Consider the following 20318-nt stretch of genomic DNA (forward strand, 5'->3'; position numbering starts at 1 on the left):
ACCTAGGTCATGATTCAAGGAAGTCCTCATGATGAACTCAACCACCCCCTCCCGCTCCTCGCGTAGCCGCGCCCTGCCCGCCCTGGCTCTGGGTGCCAGCCTCATGCTCGCACCCCTGGGTGTGGCACACGCGGAGACCACCCCGGCAACCGCTGAGGCAACCGCTGAGAGCGCCTCGGCTCAGCCGAGCGACAGCAACCTCAGCCGCGGCGAGCGCGCCCTCACCCAGACCCTGTCGGCTGAGCAGCCGGTCGCATCCGGCCGCACCGAAATTTCTGCCGGTCACGTGGATATGGGTCCTCGTTTCAACAACGGCAAGTTTGAGCTCATGCTCCACGACGACCACGGTGAAACCCCCGTCTGGCGCAGCCTGGACGAGGTCATCTACCGCGGTAGCGACCAGGCAATCCTTGAGGTGCCGAACGACCCGCGCTACTCCTTCGTGGGTGCGCCCGCCGGCTCTAAGGTGTACGTCATTCCGCAGACCGAAACTAAGGGCGTAATCTGGCCGGGTTGGAACACTCAGGATCCGCAGCTGGTGTCCAAGCTGAACCGCGGCGTGAACCTGACCCTGGAGCAGGTGAGCGGCCCCGGCACGTTCAGCCTGTACCTGGAGAACGGCAACTTCTCGGCACCGCAGGTGCTGTGGTCCTCGACCAAGAGTGAGCCGCAGAAGCTGTGGGTTGAGAAGAACACTCACACCCACGCAAACTGGGTGTTCACCGCCCCCGGCGAGTACCTGCTGAAGGTTACCGCGAGCGCTGAGCTGTCTGACGGTTCGACCGTGTCTGATACCCGCTACCTGAAGTTTGCGGTGGGTGATTCTGCGAGCGCTGATGCCCTGTACGCGATGGAGGCGCAGGCTCGCGGTTCCTCGGGTTCGGATTCTTCCGCTTCTCAGGCATCCGGTACTCAGGCATCCGGTACTCAGGCATCCGGTTCTTCTTCTGCCGCCGCAGCGAGCGATCAGAGCGGTTTCCGTGCTGAGTTCACGATTTCCTGGAGTCCTATTGTCGCTGGCATCGTGGTCGTGGTGGGCGTGGGCGCATTCATCGCCTCCCGACGTCGCCGCTCCTCCGCGCAGCGTGAGGCTCTGGATGAAGTGCGCGGTGACCGTTCGTGAGCGCATCGGTAACAGCGGGTACTGAGCCCGTCCTAGAGATTTCAAACCTGTACGCCGGCTACGCGCGCCGTTCCATCCTCAAGGATCTGTCCCTGACCCTGGAGCGCGGCGAGTTTGCGGGTCTAATTGGCGCTAATGGTGCCGGTAAGACCACGCTGCTGCGCACCATTTTGGGTCTGATTCGCCCGGCGTCCGGTCAGGTTCGCGTGCTGGGTGAGTCGCCGCGTGTGGCGCGTGCGCATATTGGTTATGTGCCGCAGAAGCACCAGTTCCAGTGGGATTTTCCGCTGACCGTTAAGGACACAGTGATGACCGGTCGCGTGCGTGAGATTGGGTTCTTCCGCCGCCCGGCGAAGAAGGATTGGGTTCAGGTTTTTTCGGCGATGGAACGCACCGATGTTCTGCACCTGCAGGATGCTTCCATTGCGGAGCTTTCCGGTGGTCAGCGTCAGAGGGTTCTTTTGGCGCGCGCTTTGGCGGCGAACCCCTCCCTGCTGCTGCTGGATGAGCCGTTTACGGGCGTGGACGCGCCGACTCAGACCACTCTGACTCGCCTGTACCGTGAGTTGGCGGACGAGGGCATCACGATTCTAATGTCCACGCACGACATGCTGGCGGCACGCGAGTCCTGCTCGCGTCTGTGCGGTGTGCGCGGCAATATTCACCTGGATGGTCCGGCGGACTCCTTTAGCCTGGAGCAGCTGCATACGTGGTTGCACGGTCACGATATTGAGGAGGCGCAGGGCCACGCCCGCACGGGCTTCACCTGTGCCGGTGGTGCGTTGGATGAGTACGGCCACGAGCTACCCGATTCCTGCACTTCTGATCTTTCTCTCTCCCCCGCCCATACTGCTTCTACCGGGGGTGCCCGTTGATTACTCCTATCGATTTTCTTGCCGACCTGTTCAACCCGTCTCTGGCGTTCCTTCCGCGTGCCCTGGCGGCGGTGCTGCTCGCGTCGGTGGTTACCGGTGTGGTGGGCTGCCACGTGCTGATGCGCGGCATGGTCTTCATTGGCGATGCGGTGGCGCACTCGGTGTTCCCTGGCCTTGCGGTGGCGTTCGTGCTGGGCGGCAACCTGGTCATGGGCGGCCTGACCGCGGGCGTGGTGACGGCTATTCTGGTGGCTATTTTTAGTCAGAATCAGCGGCTGCGCGAGGATTCTGTGATCGGTATTTTCTTCGCGGCGTCTTTTGCGTTGGGTATTGTGATTATTTCTTTGGCGCCGGGCTATTCGGGGTCGGTGCAGGACTTCTTGTTCGGCTCGATTGTGGGTGTTTCGAATGAGGACATTACCCAGGCGGCGATTATGGGTGCCGTTATTCTGCTGGTGCTGTGGCTGTTCCACCGCCAGATTGTGACGGTCAGCCTGGACCGTGAGAGTGCCCGCGCGATGGGCCTGCCGGTGCTCGCCTTGGATATTGTGCTGTACGTTCTGGTGACCATTTCTGTGGTGCTGGGTCTGCAGACGCTCGGTAATGTGCTGGTGTTGGCGCTTCTGGTGATTCCGGCGTCGGCAGCCCGCCTGGCGTGCCGCCGACTGGGGTCGATGATGGTGTTCTCGCCGGTGTTTGGCGGTATCTGTTCGATTGTTGGCCTGTACCTGTCGTGGGCGTTTAACCTGCCGACCGGTGGCACGATTGTGCTGTCGATGGTGGCGGCTTTTGTGCTGGTGTGGGCAGTGACGGCGGTTCGTTCGCGAGCGCGTGCCCAGCTGAAGAATTAAACCCAGCTCAACCTCGACTCAACCCAACTTTTCTCGACTAAACGCACGAGGCGTATCCCCGTTTGGGGGGTGCGCCTCATGCGTTTTTTACAGGTTTTAAATACCCAAAGTGAATCATGTTCATGTTTAAAGAACCAAAAGATACACTCCGCGTAATAAAAGCGCATAATTCAACACGTCGGGTTTAATGAAAATACAACCTATCAAATATTTCTTATGGGTTGATACATGTAGTGATAAAACAGTCACTGCACCCTCATTAGAGCTTCAAAGAAGGAGTTATCATGAAGGCATATGTATACCACGGCCCCGACCAGAAGGGCGCCTGGGAGGAAGTCCCGAACCCCACCATTCTTGAGCCCACGGACGTTATCGCCCGTGTCGACACCACCACCATTTGCGGTACTGACCTGCACATCCTGAAGGGTGACTGCCCCGAGGTGGACCACGGACGCATCCTCGGCCATGAGGCTGTCGGCACCATCACCGAGGTTGGCTCCGCGGTGACTGATCTGAAGGTCGGCGACCGCATTATCATTCCCGCCGTGACCAGCTGCGGTAAGTGCTCCTACTGTAAGGCGAACCAGCCTTCGCACTGCCAGACCGTTGGTGGTGTCGGCTGGATTTTCGGTTACATGATTGACGGCACCCAGGCTGAGTACGTGCGCGTTCCCTACGCAGAGACTTCGGTTCACCTGGTTCCAGAGGGCCTGTCCGATGAGGACGTCCTCTTCCTCACCGACGCACTGCCCACCGGCTTCGAGATCGGTATTCTGAACGGTCACACCAAGCCCGGCGACACCGTCGCTGTCGTGGGTGCAGGCCCCGTGGGTCTGGGCGCAATCATGACCGCTAACCTCTGCGGTGCCGGCCGCGTCATCACCGTCGACTTCGACGACAACCGCATGAACAAGGCACTGGAGCTGGGTGCAACCGACAAGGTCAACGCGGGCGACCCGGACTTCATCGAGAAGATTAAGGCTCTCTCCCCCGACGGCCTGGGCGTGGACGTGGCAATTGAGGCTGTGGGCGTTCCGCAGACCTTCGAGACCTGCACCAAGATTGTTCGCCCCTACGGCAACATCGCGAACGCCGGCGTGCATGGCAAGCCCGTTGAGCTGCCGCTGAACACCATGTGGATTTCTAACGTGAGCATCAACATGGGCCTGGTCAACTGCAACACCGTCGGTAACCTGCTGAACATGGTCCGCTCGGGTCGTCTGAACGCTAAGGCAATGGCAACCCACCGCTTCACCTTCGACCAGTTCGAGGAAGCCTACGACCTGTTCTCCCACGCTGCTGAGCACAACGTGGTGAAGGTTGTTATCTCCCGTAACCCCGAGGTTGCGGCATAGACTGCGGTAGGCTCATATACCGCTCATACTGAAACCCCGAACGTTTGTGAGGGATTTCGGTGGGATGTATTCATGACACTGCGAACATCCCTAGGATTCGCCTCCGGGTGGGAGTGGGTAGGTCCCACCCGGAGCGCGAATCGTCCTCCCCTACCCCGAGATGTAGTTATTTTCTGATGATGTAAGAAATCTGAAGATGTAGAGATGCGCCAGCTCGGGGTTTTCTGTTCCCTCAGCCCCCTCTCCGGTGGGCTCTGGGGCGGTTCCTCAAGCGTGATGCACCCTCTGCCGGGCGCTCTGCCAACCTGCTTCGGCGGGTTCTTCTGCCAGGCAACCTCTACCGGTGGAGGGGCGCATCATTTGGCTCTTCTTGGTCGGGTGGTACCTCCGATTCTGCTCGCCCTTGAAGGGAAAGGAAAAGGGTCGCACGCTTACGGTTCAATGGCGAACTCGTAGGCTGCGACCCTTTTCTCATGCCCGGTTTTCGGTGCCTCGGGCGGGCTATTTAGTTTTTAGGCTTCTCAGTACTGGGTTTTTCTCCGGCGGCATTCTTTTCACCGGTGTTCTCATGACCGGCAGCATCGTGCAGGATGCGGGTGAACGCCTCCGTGGGGTCGTCTGCCCCAGCTGCGGCAGAAGAGTCGGTGGCGCCTCCGATGACGGGTTCGGTGGGCGCATCCTCAACGGGTACTTCAGCCAGATTCTCGGCAGGTACCTCGGCAGGAGCCTCGACGGACACCTCCGCGACGATGGGCTCATCCGAGGCGGACTCCGCAGAGGCGGGCGCCTCCGGAGCCTTCTGCGCATCCTCCTGCTTATCCTGAGCCAGAGTCTCTACAGGCTGCTCAGAAACACCCTGCTCAGTAGCTACCGGCTCACCGTGCGCGGATTCCTTCTTCGCATCCTTGTGCGCGTCCTTATGTTCGAGCCTGTAGATGATGCGCGGTTCCAGGCGCTCAAAACCAATCTTGGAGCGCACCCAGTTCACGAAGCGGTCGATACGGTCCTCACCCTCGGTGGTTTCCGCAACCCGGTAGTTGCGCGGCAGCATCACGCTGTCGCTGAGCACGCGCGGGTACTCATCAATCTCCTGAATACCCGCCATGTACATGTTCTCGCGGAACTGGTGAGCGAACTCCTGCTGACCGAGGAACAGCTGGTCGGCGTAGGTTTTAGCCGCCAGGCGCTCGCTGTAGGCGTCCTTGGAGTCGCGAGCGCCCTTCTTGGAGCCGTAAATATCCCAGAAGTAAAAGTACACATTGTTCGCGATAATGGCGGAGATAATGCGGTTCTGCAGGTACACGAGGGCACCGACGGCGACCGCACCAACAATCAGGAGCACCACGGCGAGCGGGGAGAGTGCAAAGTCAGACAGATTGCCGCGGTGGTTCGTGAACAGGCCAATCAGGTAGGCGATGGTGACCACGATGATGGGCACGCCGATGAAAATCACGGCCAGCGGAACCCAAATGTACAGCAGGGCACGTAGAATCAGGCGGTAGTAGCTAATCGAGTCGCCAATGGGGATGGGCGTAGGCTTCACGGAAGAGTGCGCACGCTTCATGAGCAGGCTGAAGATACGGTTGCTGTCGATGCCAACTTTACGCAGCTTCGATTCGAGGGACGCACGCTTGAGGAAGACCCGGTAGTTTTCGAGGACGACGCGCTGGTCGGAGGTGAGCTTTTCGGGGTCGGGTAGGGCGTTGAGGTCCAAGCCGGCTTCGGTGAGGAGCTTGCTCCACAGTTCCAGTCGCGCCAGTTCGGAGGGTTTTGCCGCCGCCTGCGCCTGGTAGTTCTTGTAGGAGATGAAGATGGTGCTGGCACCAATCAGCAGTGTAATGAAGGGTGCAATCCAGTCTTTGAGTCCCATGGTGGCGTTCCTCCTTGAGTGTGTGGAGCCGTTGGTTCCTCTGTCTTTTTCGGGCGACTTTTTCGGGCGTGAGCCTACTGTTTTTACCGTACCACCGGCACCTGTGCTGAACCTTTAAATGCGCAGGTGGGTGCGTAAAAATAGCCCCGCCTCCCGGCGCTCAAGAGCAACGGGAGACGGAGCTTATCTATGAGGTTTAGTGCGCTGTATTAGTGTTCTGCGGGCTTCATTTCGCGCGGTGCCTTACGAATCATGAGGTAGCTGATGACAGCCATAACACCCATGAGCACGGCACTGAATGCGGAGCTCAGCACCACGCCCGAGTCGAAGGCAGCGAATGCGGAGGAGAGCAGCTGGTTCGCCTGCTCGCCACCTACATGGCTGGCGACAGACACGGCACCGCCGAGGGTTTCGTGGGCGTGGTCGGCGAGAGTCTCATCCAGGCCGTCGGGTACAACCACATTTGCGCGGTAGACGGCGGTGAGCATGCCACCAATGATGACGGTGCCGAGCACCGTACCTGTCTCGTAGGAGGTCTCCGAGATCGCGGATGCCGCACCAGCCTTACGCGGCGGCACGCTGGAGAGCATCAGGTCGTTCGAAATGGTCTGCGCAATACCGATGCCGGTACCGAGCACAATGAAGATCAGGATAATCACCAAGTCGTTGTGCGCACCCAGGAAGGCGAGCACCGCGAACGCGGCAGCGTGGAGCGCCAGACCGAAAGACACCACCTGCGCCGGGTGGAAGTGCACCGCCACGCGCGCAATCACCAGACCGGCGATAATGATCGCCAGGGTACCGGGAATCAGCAGCATACCGGCGTACATGGGCGGCAGACCGGAGACCAACTGCAGGTGCTGGGAGGCGAAGTAGATGAAGCCAACGTCCACCATCATGGAGATGAGGTTTGCGGTAATCGCGCCGGTGAACACGGTGTTGCGGAAGAGGCGCACATCCAGCATGGGCTGAATATCGTTCTTCTCGCGGTTGAGCTGACGCAGCACGAACAGGACAATGAAGCACAGGCCGGCAAGGATGGTGCTGATAGCCACCGCATCGAACCCGGTTTCGGAGGTGTGAGTCAGACCGAAGGTAATGCCGGTCATGCCGGTCATAATCAGCAGGATGCTCAGCGGATCCACCGGGCTGGGGTTCGGGTCCTTCGACTCGGGAACCATAATCGGGGCGAGAATCAGCAGAGGAATCAGAATCGGCACAGCGAGCAGGAACACCGAACCCCAGTCGAAGTGCTCCAGCAGGAAACCACCCACAATCGGGCCCAGCGCCGCACCCGCCGAGAAGCCCGAAGCCCACACGGCAATAGCGATGCGGCGCTCGGTCGCATCCACAAAGATATTGCGAATAATCGACAGGGTTGCCGGCATGAGCATGGCGCCAAAAATGCCAAGCAGGGCGCGGGCAACCACGAGCATCAGCGCGGAGGGCGCGAATGCCGCGAGCGCAGAGATTGCCGCGAAGCCGGTCGAGCCGATGAGCAGCAGCTTGCGGCGACCGATGCGGTCACCGATAGCGCCCATGGGCACGAGCAGGGCGGAGAGCACCAGGGAGTAGGAGTCAACGATCCACAGCTGCTCCGCGGAGGAGGGGCTCAGCGCCTTAGCGATTGCGGGCACCGCGAAGGCAAGCACTGTGTTGTCGATGGAGACCAGGAGCACCGGGAGCATGAGCACACCGAGTGCCGCCCAGCGCTTGGTCTTCTGGTCGGGGGCGTGAATGGGCAGAGCCGTGGTGTGCGGATTGTGATTCGTCATGGGTTGTTTTCGTGCGTCTATAAGGTGTCGGCTGATGCGGCGGACGCGGCGGCATCAGCTCGGCCTGTCTTTTGGGCTAGGTCTTTTAGTGAGGTTTTAGGGGTCCGGTCGGGTCCACAAACGAAGATTAACTATACCAACTGGACGGTATAGTTTCAAGCGGTTAGACTGGTACCCATGACCACCCCCAACCACCGCAAACAGCGCGCCAACAACTCCCGCGAACACATCCTCAACACCTACGTCGACCTGCTGATTCGCTCGGGAGAACGCGCCGCAACCCTCGACGCCGTCGCCACCGCCGCCAAGGTTTCCAAGGGCGGGCTACTCTACCATTTCTCCTCCAAGAAGGCACTCCTTGAGGCGCTCGCAGAACGCACCCTCACCCTGGCTGAAGAGGACTTCGCGGCGATGAAGCAGGCACCCGAGGGGGCAAGCGCCTACTACATCAATTCCTCCACGCCGGATAACACCCCGTTCGACCGTGCCCTCATTGCCCTCAGCCGCCTGGCGCAGAACAATAATGAGCTCGCCCAGCAGACCATGAGTCGCGTACAGGATGGCTGGCATGCGCTCGTCCTCGCCGAGCTGGGCGATGAGCAGATTGCCCGCACCGTGCTGCTTCTGGGTGACGGCATGTACTACAACGCGGCGTTCGGAGGCGACTCCGCCAGCCCGCAGAGGGCTGCAGCCATCGCGGCAGACCGTGCGGCACTCGAACGCGCCCTGCAGGTTCTCAAGGCGGCGGCTCGTTAAACCACAAAAGCCACCCGATACAGCGCTTAAAGCCACAAGCTAAAACCGCTGCCTCAAACCCTATTCTTCAGCGCCGGCGAGCACCCGGGGCTTAAACTGGAAGGGTACGTATCTACTCTTCAACCTAAGGAGTTCCGATGATTTTCATTGCTGTAAAGTTCCCCGTCAAGCCCGAATACGCTGACCAGTGGATTGAGAAGACCCGCGCTTTCACCGAGGCAACCCGCGCCGAGGAAGGCAACAAGTTCTTCGAGTGGTCCCGCAGCGTTGAGGACCCGAATGAGTTCGTTCTGCTCGAGGCTTTCAACGACGACGCAGCTGGCCCGCACGTGAACTCTGACCACTTCCAGCAGGCTATGAAGGACATGCGTCCGCTGCTGACTGCAACCCCGAAGATTGTTTCTCGCCTGGTTGACGGCGACGGCTGGGACGCTATGGGCGAGCTACAGATCGACTAGTCTGCACCCCCGACATGCACCCTAGAATTGCATAGTTAGACTCTGGGCGCCCCTTCTGCCTGTTCTATTGGACAGGCAGGAGGGGCGCTTTGGTGTGTCCGGTACCTGAACTTTTCCCCTTGACACGACGCGGATGGTACCGGTTTTCGACTCAGCGGGTGCCTTGCGTGCATTTTTACCCTATTAACCCCTTAAAATGGGTAGAGTATGCACACCTATCGATACCCATTCGCACAGGAGGTCTGAATGAGCATCGCATCCCAGCCTCTTCCCGGCGCAGTCGCCGTTGAAGAGCACAACGACGTGGACCACACCTCTGTATCCCTCGCCGTCTCGACCGTTATTCTGGCACTGCGCCCCAAGGAAAACGAAACCCACCCTCCCCTGTGGCTGCCGCTGGTTCGCCGCCTCCGCGAGCCTTATAAGGGCCAGTGGGCGCTTCCTGGCGGTCCGCTCAACCCGAATCTTTCCCTCGAAGAGGCAGCCGCTTCGACCCTGAAGCGCGCAACTAACCTGCAGCCCGGCTACCTGGAGCAGCTCTACGCATTCGGTGACGTTCTGCGCACCCCCGAGGCGCGCGCCGCCCGCGTTGTGGGCGAGCCCGACCCGGCACCCGGCACTGATCACGAGCGCGTGGTTTCTGTGGTGTACTGGGCATCGATTCCCGCCACCGAGGTTGCGAACACTCGCGTGCACGAGAACATCCGCTGGTTCCCGGTGGATGAACTGCCCGAGCTGGCATTCGACCACAACGAAATCATTGAGTACGCGCTCTACCGTCTGCAGAACAAGGTCGAGTACTCGCGTATTGCGCACTCTTTCTTGGGTGAGGAGTTCACCCTGGCGCAGCTGCGTGAGGTGTACGAGGCGATTCTGGGTCGCACCCTGGATCCGGCGAACTTCCGCCGCCAGATTGCGGCGTCGAAGTCGATTATTGACACCGGCCGCCGCGTGGAGGGCACCCGTCACCGCCCGCCGCGCCTGTACCGTTACAACGACGCTCAGGCGTACGCGGATGCGGGCCCGCTGGGCATGTACCGCGAGCGCCACGAGGCGTAATAGCCTTTCGCGCGTTGTACGCGCGCAGATTTAATGCCTAAAAGGAGGGGCGGCACCGTGCGGTGTCGCCCCTCTTTTTGCGTTCTCTAGGGGGTATCGGCACTTGTCAGGCGGTTTTTCGGGAGGGTGTTTGACTCAGCACCCACACAGTTTCTATACTTGAGCCATCAGCTCTCTATCCGCGCTACCCCACCGTGGGGGGGGTAGCCTAAGGGACTGAACATATCGATTGACCGAAGCCGTCCAAGGCACGACCGGGGTGCCCTTCGGAATCTAGGAGGCATCAAAGAAATGACCCACCGAGCATAAGCCCGGACTCAGAAGAATTTTTCGCGCGCTCACGTAGCAGCTCTACGGACACGTTTCCTACGTGCTCCAATCAGTGCGCACGCACCCGGGCACAGGTACATCCACCGTTACGCTCGGGTTTTTTCATGCCTTCACGCCTTCATGTGCGCTGGCAGGAATCCGAGCACCTACTCGAAGGAACTCGGCCCATGTCACGTCACATTACACTCGACCATATTTCGTACGCACATCCGGGTGAGCCTCCGCTTTTCACCGACCTTTCCGCGGTATTTTCTGCGCCACTCACCGGGCTTATCGGCGATAACGGCGCCGGAAAAACTACCCTCTTCAGACTTATTCTTGGCGACATAAACCCTAGTCAAGGGATAATCAGCACCCCACCGCGCATAGCGTACCTACCGCAAGATTTAGGGTTGAGTGGGCATCAGCATCTTGCTGATATTTTTGGAATTACAAAAATACTGCAGGCGCTTGATGCACTGGAATCGGGCGACTATTCCCCCTGCCTTTACGACACCATAGGCGACGCCTGGGATATTGAAGACCGTACCCTCGCAGCCCTTGCCGAACATGGTTTTGGTCCTGCCCTCACTACGACCGATACACAGGCCCGTCGCAACCTTCTGATGCGTCCCCTTAGCACCTTTTCAGGTGGTCAGACGGTCACAGCCGCACTCACCGCGCTTCTGTATTCAGACCCAGAGTTCATTCTGCTCGACGAACCGACGAACAACCTGGACTCCGCAGCGAAAGCCCAGCTCTTCACGACACTGGAGGCGCTACCCTGCCCGGCGCTGATTATTAGCCACGACCGTGACCTGCTGGAGCGCGTGAACGTAATTGCCGAGCTTCATGCTGACCGTCAGGGGCTAGCTCATCTGCGCCTCTTCGAGGGTAACTACAGCACATACCGGCAGGCACTGGAGACCGAACAGCAGGCAGCTCAGCGTCGCGTGACCGAGGCGAAAAATGAGGCGCGTAAGGCTGTGCGTGAGCGTGCCGAGAACCAGATTAAGCTCGATCGCAACGCCCGCCGAGGTCGCGAATTTGAGCGGTCAAAGCGGAAACCTGGCATGGCTATGGGCCTGGATAAAAACAGTTCAGAGCGCTCTGCCGGGAAACTTCACACAGCCCACGAAAGCATGGTGGCGGATGCGCGTGCGGCAGTTGGAGAAGCCCAAAAGAACCTGCGCGTGCAGGAGCGTATCTATCTGGAACTTGCTCAGGACGCGCTCCCATTGGGGCGGAAGGTACTGGAATTACATCGGGTGAAGAACGACTCTTGCGCATCTACACCGCAGAGCACCGACCTTAAGAATGCGTACACCCAAAACACCGTTTCACGTGAAACACAACCATATAAAGTTGATTATCTGCTTCAAATCCAAGATTTTCCCGAGGTTCTTATCCTGACCGGACCCGAACACCTGCACATCACGGGAGCAAACGGCAGTGGCAAGACTGTGCTTCTCAATGCGATAGCGCACGCGAATGACCCTGATTACCGTTCCCCAGTGCCGCCTGCATACCAAGTGCTCTACCGCCTGGACAAGACCGCATACCTGCCGCAGCGCATCATCCTCGACCCGGAGCTCACCCTCCTTGAAACCGTACAGAGGGCGAATCCCGGTGCGAGCGAACAGCATCTGCGTGACCAGCTGGCGCGCCTGCTCTTCCGTCGCGAAAGCGTACATCAGTGCATTGGGGATTTATCCGGAGGTGAGCGCTTCCGTGCCGCGGTGGCGCAGGTGCTTCTGGCCAACCCGGTGCCGCAGCTACTCATATTGGATGAGCCGACGAATAACCTCGACATTTCTTCGGTGGATTGGCTGGTGCAGGCACTCGAAGCTTATACCGGCGCGCTCATCGTGGTGAGCCATGATGAGGACTTCTGCCGCCGCATCCGCATTGACCGCACACTCAACCTTTCAACAAAAACTCTCGGGAAGGAACCATTCGGGGAATCAGCATGCTGAATCTTCTCCTACATGGGAGGGTGTTTGACTCAGCGCCCAGTCAGTTCCTATGCTGGAGTTCTCAGCTCTCTATCCGTGTTACCCCGCCGCAGGGGTAGCTGGCGAAGCTGAACGTATCGTTTGACCGAAGCCACCCAAGGCGCGACCGGGGTACCCTTCGGAATCTAGGAGGCATCAAAGAAATGACCCACCGAGCATAAGCCCGGACTCAGAAGAATTTTTCGCGCGCTCACGTAGCTTTTTGTGCAGGCATATTCTCTGCACACTTCCATTTTTCTGCGTGTCTCCGTCAGCGCGCACGCACCCGGGCACAGGTACATCCACCGTTACGCTCGGGTTTTTTCGCACCCTTTTTGGGGCGATCCTCTTACCGCCACGCGCTCAGCATAGGCACCCCCAAACCGCCGGCACACTACTGCAACGCACCACCGTCGGAGTTTGAGAGCACCCGAGCATCCATACCTCAAGGAGCTCGTATGACACACGTACTTCAGCCGCAGGCAACCTTTCCCCGTTCCGCTTCTTCCCGCGATGCCCGCTCGCACGCCACTTCCCACGCGGCGGCGCATGTTAGTATCGCCCATCTACACTTTGCGCACCCGAGCGAACCCACACTCTTCAGCGACCTGTCGGCGGTATTTTCGGCACCTCTGACCGGGCTCATCGGCGATAATGGTTGCGGAAAATCCACCCTTATGAGGTTGATTTTGGGTGATTTGCTGCCGGATTCCGGTTCCTTGGCGGCACCGGCACGCATGGCGTATCTACCTCAAGATTTGGGTCTGGACCGAGAGCAGACCCTCGCCGAGCTCTGCGGAATCTCTGAGATTCTGCGGGCACTGCAGGCGGTGGAATCCGGCGAGTATTCCCCCGAACTCTACGAGACCATCGGGGATAACTGGGACATTGAGGAGCGCACCCTCGCGGCTCTTGCAACCTACGGTTTCACCCCGGCGACCGTGGTTGATCGTGACAACCCGGAATCGGTTCGGGCGCTCTTTGCCCGCAACATGAGCAGCTTCTCCGGTGGCGAGGCGGTCATTGCCGCACTTGCCTCGCTAATGATTTCTGATCCCGAGTTCATTCTGCTCGACGAGCCGACCAACAACCTGGACTCCGCGGCGAAGGCGCAGCTCTTCGAAACCCTGGAGGCATTCCCCTGCCCGGCGCTCATCATCAGCCATGACCGCGACCTACTGGAGCGTGTAAACGTGATTGCGGAGCTTCACGCCGACCGCCAGGGGCTGGCTCATCTGCGCCTCTTTGAGGGTAACTACAGCACCTACCGGCAGGCGCTGGAGACCGAACAGCAGGCAGCTCAGCGCCGCGTGAGCGAGGCGAAGAACCGGGTGCGTTCGGCGCATCGTGAGTGGGTGCAGGCACAGGAGATTATCTCGAAGAACATGGCGCAGGTCTGGAAGGACGACCAGCCGGACACGATTCTTGATCTAGCGAAAGATGCCTCCCGGCAGGCGGCGGCGAAGCTTCGCGGCCTGCGCGTCGGCAAGCAGGAGCAGGCTCGGGAGGCATACCAGAAGGCTCAGGATGAGGTGCGCGTGCAGGAGAAAATTTACGCCGAGCTGAGCCAGCAACCCCTACCCGCGGGACGCAAGGTGCTGGAGCTACGCAGGGTTGATACCCGGCAGGTTTCATGTGAAACATTTACCGCTCAGCAACCTACCAAGGTTGATTCTCTGCATTTTTCACCCGCCGAGGCTGATAGCGAGAGCAATCAGGGAACCCCGGCGGAACGCCCAGAACACCTGATTCTCAGCGGTCCCGAGCATCTGCGCATCACCGGTGCAAACGGTAGCGGCAAGACCACCCTCTTGAACGCTATCGCCCACACCGGCGAGGCTGACTACCGCTCCCCCGTGCAGCCCACCTACCGGGTCGACTATTGCCTCGACGGGGCGTACATTCCTCAGCGCATCACCCTCGACCCGCAGCTCACCCTCCTGCAGAGTGTGCAGCGGGCAAACCCCGGAGTGAGCGAGCAGCATCTGCGTGACCAGTTGGCGCGCCTGCTTTTCCGCCGAGAGAGCGTGCACCATAAGACCGGCGAGCTCTCCGGTGGTGAGCGTTTCCGTGCCGCGGTGGCACAGGTGCTTCTGGCAGATCCGGTACCACAGCTACTCATGCTGGATGAGCCGACGAATAACCTCGACATTTCTTCGGTGGATTGGCTGGTGCAGGCGCTCGAAGCCTATACCGGTGCGCTCATCGTGGTGAGCCATGATGAGGATTTCTGCCGCCGCATCCGCATTGACCGCACGATGGCGCTCTAACTAGGGTTCCGTCTAAGGTTCCGAACCCAACCCCGCGGGTGCTACCCGGGGCTTAACGAACGGGTGCCCGGCACCTCCGAATATGGAGGCGCCGGGCACCCACCATAGCAACAGCCGGAACACATCCGCCCAACATCGCAGGCCGCTTCTTATTTATGTAACAAATCATCCTCGATAGTTACATATTTGTCACCAAAATCCATCTTATTTGTAACTAATGTCCCGCATGAGGCCTAAAATGTCACTCCAGGAATTACAATATGTACATGTATACGCCTGAAGAACTAACACGAACACTCAACGAGCTACGGCTTCTAGGTAGAGACAGCCTGACCGTAGAGGTTAAATCAGCCCACATGGGTTACCCCTCCTCCGTGGCGGAAACTATCTGCAGCTTTGCTAACCTTCCCGACGGAGGCACAATCATATGCGGTGTCGACGAATCTCAGGAGTTTGCACCTGTAGGCGTTTATGATGTTGAAGATCTGCGGGCAAAAATCATTGATGCCGCGCAAAATCTTAAGCCAAAAATCGTAGTGGAAACCGACGATATAACTCTAGATGGCCATCAGCTGCTCATCGTAACCGTTCCGGGCCTGCCGGTACAGGAACGTCCCTGTTTCAAAGGTAATATAGCCTACCAACGGCTCGGGGATGGTGACTACCCAATGGATGGCTACGCGCTCAGTCTAATGTACGCGCAGCGCCACAAACCGCACAATGACTTACAAAGCATCGCTCACACGTCCATTGATGATTTGGACAAGTCCTACACGCAGGACTTCCTGCGCCAGGTACGTCTCTCCTCAGCCCGTTTGCGTCAGAGCTCTGACCAAGAAATTTTGTATAAACGCAATGTACTAGCTGCAGATAATCATTTAACCTTGGCTGGGATGTGCGCTCTGGGTGACTACCCTCAGCAGTTTTATTCTGGGGCGAGCGTTATTGGCATAGTGTCTACAAGCGGCAACACCCGCAATGATGACCGTTTTCGAAGCGAAGGCCCTATTCCCGCCATGCTTGAAGATACCCTTGCATGGCTTATACGCAACATTAAGAACCGCACCGTCACAGCTCCCAATGGTGCGGGGCTCATCGATCAGCCAGAAATCCCCTTGGTAGCTCTCCGTGAGTTCGTAGCCAACGCACTCGTCCACCGGAGCTATGAACGGGATGCATCCGGAAAATTTATACAGATTTTTATCAAACGCGGCCGTATTGAAATCATCAGCCCCGGCGGTTTTTGGGGTATCCTGCCGAGTCAGGTAGGCCTCGTGCATCGCCCCGCGGCTGTAAACGAGGCGCTCTATGCTATCTGCCAGAGTATTCGTCTCAGCGACGGTCACCGACTAATCGAGGGCGAAGGGGGCGGTATCCTAGCTGCGCAACAGGCCCTGGTTGATGCTGGGTTGCGTAAGGCGCATATTATCGACGAGGGTATCCAGGTACGCGTCATTATCTACCGTCCTGCCGATAACACGCAACCTACGAGCACAATGGGGGTATCCTCTACTCCTCAGCTTGCTGAGATACCGGAAAATCTATCCCCCACGGAATCCCAGGTGTACATTGCTTTGACTCGCGGACCTGCTACAGTCGCTGATATTGCGGAAAGCACCGAGTTGAGTGCACGGCAGGTACGTTACGCATTGCCCAAGCTAATCCAACGAGGTTTGGTAGAGCAAAAAGCCCGTTCGGGACGCCGCGGCTCGGTATACCACACGGTAGCCGCCTAGAGTCTCGCGTTCTCTGACGCGCCACGTGGTTCAGGGATAAACGAACGGGTGCCCGGCACCTCCGAATATGGAGGCGCCGGGCACCCGTTTCAGTTATCTCACCGCGGCTACTTCACCGCGCTGACGAAAACTTAGATTAGAGGACCAGGCCCTTGGTCTGGGACACTGCGCGCTCGAAGCGAGCCTGAACGTCAGCCCAGTTCACAATGTTCCAGAATGCCTTGACGTAGTCGCCCTTAACGTTCTGGTAGTCCAGGTAGAATGCGTGCTCCCACATGTCCAGCTGCAGAACGGGGATCAGTGCAACGGAGATGTTGCCCTGCTGATCGTAAAGCTGCTCGATGATGAGGCGCTTGCCAACGGTGTCCCATGCGAGGATTGCCCAGCCGGAGCCCTGAATGGTCAGTGCAACGTTGGTGAAGTGCTCACGGAACTTGTCGAAGGAGCCGAAGAACTCGTCGATTGCCGCTGCCAGCTCGCCGGTGGGCTTGTCGCCACCCTCGGGGGACAGGTTATTCCAGAAGATGGAGTGGTTGGTGTGGCCACCCAGGTTGAACGCCAGGTCCTTGGAGAGCTTGGAGACGTTGCCGTATGCACCGTTCTCGCGTGCCTCTTCGAGCTGCTCGAGAGCTGCGTTAGCGCCTGCAACGTATGCTGCGTGGTGCTTGTCGTGGTGCAGCTCCATGATCTTTGCGGAGATGTGGGGCTCGAGCGCCGCGTAGTCGTAGGGAAGCTCGGGGAGAGTGTACTTTTCAGCCATGATGATGCCTTTCATTAGAATGCTTGGCTCGTATTAAAGATTACCAGCGTAGCGTTTACTTTACGTTTCACGAATTGGGGAGCGTCACATTTATGTAAGACCTCGCTCGAGCCTGTGGATTTTAGCCGGAGACTTTTCCCCACAGCTGTGGATAACCCTGTGTATCAACAGGTTTTTCTGGCTCGATACCCTATTCTGCCTTGAAATACCGGGCTATGCACTCATGTGAATAACAGTGCTGTAAGTTCTCCACACTGTGGATAACTACTGTGGATAACGCACCTTTTTGGGGATGCGCGGGGGATAAACTACAGAATTTTTACTTCCGTTCAGGGCATTTTTCCCTCTACTAGCCAAAATATTGAGTGCCAACAGGGCTGCCGAGCGATCTTACGCGCCTCCTTACGCCGGAGGCGGTGGATTAAGTGCACAGGGTTATCCACAGCTGTGGAAATTTTCGGGTTCCGCGGATTTAAAGGTGAAAAGGCCTTCTGTTTAAGAACTTACCCTCGCTTTTAACGGCTCCAAAAGCCTGTAATTACAAGAATTTTTTGACCGGGCCCCTCTTGGTATCTCGCATTACCATCATCGCCAGCTTCACCAAATCACATGCGTGTAAGTTCTCCACACTGTGGATAACCATTGTGGATAACCCCTGTGGGTAACATTCCTGGCGCGATACGGCACAGTAACACCACAACTGCAAGGGGTGCAGTGCAGGCGTGCAGACCCCTCGACTCATGCTCCTCCCCTAGTTCGCAGGGGTGCTCTTGCTAATCCCTATGAGGGCAAAGAAAAAGAGCACCCGATCATTGGATGCTCTTAGAGTGAGTTGATAGAGATTTCAGTTAAAAAGATACGGTACGGAATGCAGCCCAACCACGAACTGCATCCGCACCGCACATCCGTCGGTAGAAATACGAGTTACTCGTACACCGACGACAATCACCGATAAATAGAGAGTCGAACCTATCGAAGCGAGCTTCCGGTCTCGCCTCGGAGGCTTCCTTCGACCCCGTTATGTAATTAGTGTACACGGTTTCATTACGGTTGCAAAGCCAAAACCGAGATTTTTTTAAAATTTTTGTTATCGTTTCGTTATTTTTCACCCTTGGCAAGCTCTTTACACTCCCTAGAATTTTCACTGACCCCCCTAAAAACCTTGATATTCCGCGGAATTTGGCTCAATTCGTGAGTATGCTTCTTGGTACGTTCTCATCTATACTTGTACCGGAAATCTTTTTAAATATGTCGTGCATCACTTGTCTACCCAAGGTTTTTATAGTCACTGCGTGCAAAAAGATGACCCTAGCACCCTCCAAAAAATTAGCACCAAAGTGTCAAGCATTACTTGACCGTACCAATTTAGGGTTACCGGGCAAGACCTTTCGCTACAATGGGTGCCAGCACACCACACCTCCCCTTAATAAGGGAGCTCCATATCCGATAAAAGAGGAACCAATCCCGTGTCCACACCAACCACGTCTGCGCAGCGGTCTGACAATACCGCACACAGCGAATCCATCCAGTGGCTCTCCCAGCAAGAGCGAGAAGGCTGGCTCTTTATCAGCTCCATCATCTTCAGCCTCACCCGCAAACTGGAAAACCAGCTGCAGAGCGAAGCTGGCATTAGCTTTGTCGAATACATGGTGCTCGCGATGCTCTCCGAGTCCAAGGATCATTCCCTCACCATGACCGAGCTGGCAGTTACTACCAACACCCTCCCGGCACGCCTCTCCCGCGTTGTGGCACGCCTGGAGAAGGACGGCTACGTCCGCCGCTCCCTCAGTGCAGAAGACCGCCGCGTCAGCATCTGCCACTTGCTCCCCGCAGGCGAGCAGAAGGTGCAGGAAGTCGCACCCGGCCACGTGAGCGAAGTACGCCGCCAGATTTTCGACCACCTGACCACCGAACAGGTTGAGCATCTCGCAGAAATCGGCGAGGCAGTCCTCGGCAACACCCCCTCAAACGTCATCTCGATTGATGCACTGCAGCGTGGGGACTACCCCGCACAATAACCTCCTCCGCCTTCGGGCAAGATTCGCCCCGGGTGAGAGTTGAGAGAACCAGAGATAAGGCACATTCCCCACTGGGAACGTGCCTTATCTCTTTAACAGATTTCTTAAATAGGCTCTTGCAGTCGCGAGCGCTGCGGTACGCACGAACCTTAAAACCGCCTAAAGTTGCCCCGGGCATCGATACATTCGAAGAATTTTAAAAAATTTTTGCGGTATCACGTACCGCTATGAAATGTCGAATGACCGGCTGTCGGGCGCAGGGGCATCATGCATATACGCGGGATATTGGGGTATCTAATGCCGCTTTAAACCGCGAAATCTCAAGGAAACGCACCCAATACCACTCAATCCAAAGAAAGTATTCAGGGCATCCACACTAAGGGTTGTGGTGACAATATGTCAGGGGTACCTTATCTGATTCACCGATTAGCCTTTTCTCTCTGTACATGACGCACCCCACCCCTTACGATAAATATCAACAGGTTGCACCGCGCCATCCCGGCACCCAAAAGCAACCACCATATAAGGAGAAACCATATGTCTAAGTCTTTCTACGACCTTCTGAACGAGCAGATCGGCCACGAGTTCGCAGCATCTCACCAGTACCTGTCCATGGCTATCTGGCTCGACGGTGAGGACCTGCCCCAGCTGGCTAAGTTCTTCTACCAGCAGTCCCTCGAAGAGCGCGAGCACGCACTCATGATGGTTCAGTACAAGCTGGACCGCGGCCACAAGGTCGAGATCCCCGCTGTTCCCGCTGTCAAGAACGACTTCGAGAACGTTCAGGAAATCGTTGACATGTCCCTGGCACAGGAGAAGGTTGTCACCGGTCAGATCGAGGCGCTGTTCTCCGCAGCACGCGCTGAGAACTACGCACTGGGCGAGCAGTTCATCCTCTGGTTCCTGAAGGAACAGGTTGAGGAAGTTGCAACCATGGAGACCCTGGTGACCATCGTGAAGCGCGCAAACGGCAACCTCTTCGACCTGGAGAACTACGTTGCACGCGAGCTGGCACACGACCACGGCCAGGAGTCCGGTGCACCCGCAATCGCTGGTTCCTAATCTTGCGTTCAGGCGGCTAGACACCTAGTCGACCACGCAGAATATCT

General features: G+C 57.8%; 15 protein-coding genes. 12 read left to right on the top strand and 3 right to left on the bottom strand.

The features are described 5' to 3' along the window. Positions 1 to 28: 28 nt before the first annotated feature. The 4 genes from HMPREF2928_RS00155 to HMPREF2928_RS00170 all read left to right on the top strand — a co-directional run bounded on the left by HMPREF2928_RS00155 (position 29) and on the right by HMPREF2928_RS00170 (position 4204). Positions 29 to 1123 (top strand): TIGR03773 family transporter-associated surface protein, encoded by a 1095-nt coding sequence (locus tag HMPREF2928_RS00155; RefSeq protein WP_070686865.1) that lies wholly within the window; start codon positions 29 to 31, stop codon positions 1121 to 1123. Then, positions 1120 to 1998 (top strand): metal ABC transporter ATP-binding protein, encoded by an 879-nt coding sequence (locus HMPREF2928_RS00160; RefSeq protein WP_049347372.1) that lies wholly within the window; start codon positions 1120 to 1122, stop codon positions 1996 to 1998. Before HMPREF2928_RS00155 ends, HMPREF2928_RS00160 begins: the two co-directional genes overlap by 4 nt. Continuing rightward, complete coding sequence (locus HMPREF2928_RS00165) at positions 1995 to 2849, top strand: anchored repeat-type ABC transporter permease subunit (RefSeq protein ID WP_012904337.1); 855 nt, start codon at positions 1995 to 1997, stop codon at positions 2847 to 2849. The genes HMPREF2928_RS00160 and HMPREF2928_RS00165 overlap by 4 nt, the downstream gene beginning before the upstream one ends. Before the next feature lie 284 nt (positions 2850 to 3133). Next, complete coding sequence (locus tag HMPREF2928_RS00170; RefSeq protein ID WP_070677717.1) at positions 3134 to 4204, top strand: alcohol dehydrogenase catalytic domain-containing protein; 1071 nt, start codon at positions 3134 to 3136, stop codon at positions 4202 to 4204. 505 nt (positions 4205 to 4709) lie between these two features. Here HMPREF2928_RS00170 and HMPREF2928_RS00175 read toward each other — a convergent pair. Both HMPREF2928_RS00175 and HMPREF2928_RS00180 read right to left on the bottom strand, forming a co-directional pair. After that, positions 4710 to 6074 (bottom strand): NADH dehydrogenase, encoded by a 1365-nt coding sequence (locus tag HMPREF2928_RS00175; protein WP_049363766.1) that lies wholly within the window; start codon positions 6072 to 6074, stop codon positions 4710 to 4712. A 209-nt stretch (positions 6075 to 6283) separates the two neighbouring features. Then, entirely contained in the window at positions 6284 to 7849 is a 1566-nt protein-coding gene (locus tag HMPREF2928_RS00180) for an MFS transporter (RefSeq protein ID WP_012904341.1), read from the bottom strand. A 177-nt stretch (positions 7850 to 8026) separates the two neighbouring features. Between HMPREF2928_RS00180 and HMPREF2928_RS00185 the strand changes: the two genes are divergently transcribed. From HMPREF2928_RS00185 to HMPREF2928_RS00210, 6 genes are all read left to right on the top strand, one after another. Continuing rightward, positions 8027 to 8605, top strand: coding sequence for a TetR/AcrR family transcriptional regulator (locus HMPREF2928_RS00185; protein ID WP_070686867.1), 579 nt, complete (start codon positions 8027 to 8029; stop codon positions 8603 to 8605). Positions 8606 to 8742: 137 nt separating this feature from the next. Further along, entirely contained in the window at positions 8743 to 9063 is a 321-nt protein-coding gene (locus HMPREF2928_RS00190; protein ID WP_049341970.1) for a putative quinol monooxygenase, read from the top strand. 246 nt (positions 9064 to 9309) lie between these two features. Beyond that, positions 9310 to 10122, top strand: coding sequence for an NUDIX hydrolase (locus HMPREF2928_RS00195; RefSeq protein WP_070686869.1), 813 nt, complete (start codon positions 9310 to 9312; stop codon positions 10120 to 10122). Positions 10123 to 10619: 497 nt separating this feature from the next. Next, a complete protein-coding gene (locus tag HMPREF2928_RS00200; protein ID WP_070686870.1) occupies positions 10620 to 12407 on the top strand; it encodes an ATP-binding cassette domain-containing protein in 1788 nt (595 codons plus the stop codon). Positions 12408 to 12883: 476 nt separating this feature from the next. Further along, the gene (locus HMPREF2928_RS00205) at positions 12884 to 14695 is read left to right on the top strand and encodes an ABC-F family ATP-binding cassette domain-containing protein (protein ID WP_070686872.1); all 1812 of its coding nucleotides are present in this window, start codon (positions 12884 to 12886) and stop codon (positions 14693 to 14695) included. 266 nt (positions 14696 to 14961) lie between these two features. Beyond that, the gene (locus HMPREF2928_RS00210) at positions 14962 to 16431 is read left to right on the top strand and encodes an RNA-binding domain-containing protein (RefSeq protein WP_070686904.1); all 1470 of its coding nucleotides are present in this window, start codon (positions 14962 to 14964) and stop codon (positions 16429 to 16431) included. Between the two features lie 136 nt (positions 16432 to 16567). Here HMPREF2928_RS00210 and HMPREF2928_RS00215 read toward each other — a convergent pair whose 3' ends face one another. Then, positions 16568 to 17191: a superoxide dismutase gene (locus tag HMPREF2928_RS00215; RefSeq protein WP_044150883.1), complete on the bottom strand. Its 624-nt coding sequence runs from the start codon at positions 17189 to 17191 to the stop codon at positions 16568 to 16570. Positions 17192 to 18657: 1466 nt separating this feature from the next. Here HMPREF2928_RS00215 and HMPREF2928_RS00220 point away from each other — a divergent pair. Both HMPREF2928_RS00220 and HMPREF2928_RS00225 read left to right on the top strand, forming a co-directional pair. After that, positions 18658 to 19209, top strand: a complete 552-nt coding sequence (locus HMPREF2928_RS00220) for a MarR family winged helix-turn-helix transcriptional regulator (protein WP_070686874.1) — start codon at positions 18658 to 18660, stop codon at positions 19207 to 19209. Positions 19210 to 19746: 537 nt separating this feature from the next. After that, positions 19747 to 20271 (top strand): ferritin, encoded by a 525-nt coding sequence (locus tag HMPREF2928_RS00225; RefSeq protein WP_070686876.1) that lies wholly within the window; start codon positions 19747 to 19749, stop codon positions 20269 to 20271. Positions 20272 to 20318: the final 47 nt, after the last annotated feature.

The organism is Rothia sp. HMSC072B04 (assembly GCF_001813725.1).
Lineage (GTDB): Bacteria > Actinomycetota > Actinomycetes > Actinomycetales > Micrococcaceae > Rothia > Rothia mucilaginosa.

Excerpts from the sequence above, each read along its gene's own strand:
- HMPREF2928_RS00190 (WP_049341970.1), top strand. The coding sequence starts at position 8,743 with ATGATTTTCATTGCTGTAAAGTTCCCCGTCAAGCCCGAATACGCTGAC.
- HMPREF2928_RS00155 (WP_070686865.1), top strand. The coding sequence starts at position 29 with ATGATGAACTCAACCACCCCCTCCCGCTCCTCGCGTAGCCGCGCCCTG.
- HMPREF2928_RS00175 (WP_049363766.1), bottom strand. The coding sequence starts at position 6,074 with ATGGGACTCAAAGACTGGATTGCACCCTTCATTACACTGCTGATTGGT.
- HMPREF2928_RS00210 (WP_070686904.1), top strand. The coding sequence starts at position 14,962 with ATGTATACGCCTGAAGAACTAACACGAACACTCAACGAGCTACGGCTT.
- HMPREF2928_RS00215 (WP_044150883.1), bottom strand. The coding sequence starts at position 17,191 with ATGGCTGAAAAGTACACTCTCCCCGAGCTTCCCTACGACTACGCGGCG.
- HMPREF2928_RS00205 (WP_070686872.1), top strand. The coding sequence starts at position 12,884 with ATGACACACGTACTTCAGCCGCAGGCAACCTTTCCCCGTTCCGCTTCT.
- HMPREF2928_RS00170 (WP_070677717.1), top strand. The coding sequence starts at position 3,134 with ATGAAGGCATATGTATACCACGGCCCCGACCAGAAGGGCGCCTGGGAG.
- HMPREF2928_RS00195 (WP_070686869.1), top strand. The coding sequence starts at position 9,310 with ATGAGCATCGCATCCCAGCCTCTTCCCGGCGCAGTCGCCGTTGAAGAG.
- HMPREF2928_RS00180 (WP_012904341.1), bottom strand. The coding sequence starts at position 7,849 with ATGACGAATCACAATCCGCACACCACGGCTCTGCCCATTCACGCCCCC.
- HMPREF2928_RS00185 (WP_070686867.1), top strand. The coding sequence starts at position 8,027 with ATGACCACCCCCAACCACCGCAAACAGCGCGCCAACAACTCCCGCGAA.
- HMPREF2928_RS00225 (WP_070686876.1), top strand. The coding sequence starts at position 19,747 with ATGTCTAAGTCTTTCTACGACCTTCTGAACGAGCAGATCGGCCACGAG.
- HMPREF2928_RS00200 (WP_070686870.1), top strand. The coding sequence starts at position 10,620 with ATGTCACGTCACATTACACTCGACCATATTTCGTACGCACATCCGGGT.